The sequence below is a fragment of the Bacillus sp. P4_D3 genome (genome assembly GCF_056401855.1).
Genome location: NZ_JBFUIN010000629.1, coordinates 1 through 1,818 on the forward strand (window position 1 = coordinate 1; position 1,818 = coordinate 1,818).

The window sequence follows — 1,818 nt, forward strand, 5'->3', positions numbered from 1 at the left end:
GTTATCTATGTTCTTTACTCAGTTCCAAAAAGCAATTGGTGCAACCGAAAGAATTAATACGATTTTAGAATATGAAGTAGAAGATCATGAAACAGGTATGAATGTTACAAATGCGAAGCAGCCGATCGTTATTGAAAATGTACATTTTGAGTATAACGAAGAAGAGAAAATATTGAAAAATATCGACTTCACGATTGAATCTGGAAAAGTAACAGCGATTGTAGGACCAAGTGGTAGCGGAAAAACAACTTTATTCTCGCTGTTAGAACGTTTTTATGAGCCAACTAGTGGTTTCATAAAATTAGGGAAAGAACCAATTACAGCATATTCATTACAGTCATGGCGACGTCAAATTGGTTACGTTTCACAAGATAGTCCGTTAATTGATGGAACGATTCGTGATAATATTTGCTACGGTGTTGAGGGCGAAGTGACGGATGCAGAAATTGAAAAAGTAGCAGCTATGGCATATGTTGATGCGTTTATTCATGATTTACCAAACGGATATGCAACAGAGGTTGGAGAGCGCGGTGTGAAGCTTTCTGGAGGGCAAAGACAACGAATTGCGATTGCTCGAGCGTTACTACGAAATCCGCAAATCCTTATGTTAGATGAAGCGACTTCAAGTTTGGATAGTAAATCAGAGTCTGTCGTTCAAAAGGCATTAAATAACTTAATGAAAGGCAGAACAACTTTAGTTATTGCACATAGACTTTCTACTGTTGTAGATGCAGATAAAATTATCTTTATTGAAAAAGGGAATCTTACAGGAAGCGGTACGCACGATGAGTTATTACGTACACATGACATGTACCGTGAATTTGCAATGCAGCAGTTAAAAATTAAAGAAGGAGCATTATAGAATGAAAACAATCAGTGAGGGAGCACTTCACTGATTGTTGATTTTAGAGTGCTAAAAAGTATGTTAAGCAGAAAGGATATGATTCCTTGATACCTAAAATATTAATTGTAGATGATGATCCGCACATTAGAGAACTTGTTTCTGTATTTTTGGAACGAGAAGGTTTTCAAACATATGAGGCCGTTGATGGATTAGATGCTCTTCGAAAAATAGAAGAAGTGAAAGTCGATATGGCGATTCTTGATATTATGATGCCAAATATGGATGGGTTTGATTTGTGTTTTGAATTAAGAAAATACTATGATATTCCGATTTTGATGCTAACTGCTAAAGGAGAAACATCTCAAAAGATAAAAGGGTTTCACCTCGGAACAGATGATTATCTTGTGAAACCATTTGATCCTCTAGAATTAGTTGTGAGAGTGAAGGCATTATTGAAACGTTACCAAATTACAGTATCGCAATCTATTCAAGTTGGGAATGTACTGTTAAATCGTAAAACATTTGAAGTTAACGCCGGAGAACAAACGGTCACGTTGCCGCTAAAAGAATTTGAGTTACTCTTTACATTAGGATCTAAAGCGGGAAGAACTTGTTCAAGAGAGCAATTAATTGAAGACGTATGGGGATATGATTTTGAAGGGAATGAACGCACGCTAGACGTTCATATTAATCGGTTGCGTGAAAAGTTTCAAGAAGAGCAATCGAAGTTTAGTATAAAGACGATAAGGGGTTTAGGGTATCGCTTAGAGGTAAGTAAATGAGACAAAGAAAACGAATGAGTAAGATGAAAATGTTAAAAGTAATGGGGGCGATAATAGCGCTCTTTACTTTTCTTACTATAATTTGGTCTATAGCCTTTTTTGTATCGTCTAGTGTAATGAAAGCTCTGGAAATAAACGTATCGCCTTTTGTTACGTTTCTAATTAGTGATATGGTCGGTTTTGTATTTATTG

At 36.0% G+C, this 1,818-nt stretch carries 2 protein-coding genes and 1 pseudogene; all 3 read left to right on the forward strand.

Translation table 11 applies throughout. The features are described 5' to 3' along the window. Positions 1-862: ABC transporter ATP-binding protein (locus tag AC1DTM_RS24945; RefSeq protein ID WP_477001141.1), on the forward strand; the 862-nt coding region annotated here is incomplete at its 5' end. 86 nt (positions 863-948) lie between these two features. Then, positions 949-1,626, forward strand: a complete 678-nt coding sequence (hitR, locus tag AC1DTM_RS24950) for an envelope stress response regulator transcription factor HitR (protein WP_002158263.1) — start codon at positions 949-951, stop codon at positions 1,624-1,626. Beyond that, positions 1,623-1,818 (forward strand): annotated as a pseudogene (locus AC1DTM_RS24955) (two-component sensor histidine kinase); the annotation flags it as partial. The gene hitR and the pseudogene AC1DTM_RS24955, both read left to right, overlap by 4 nt.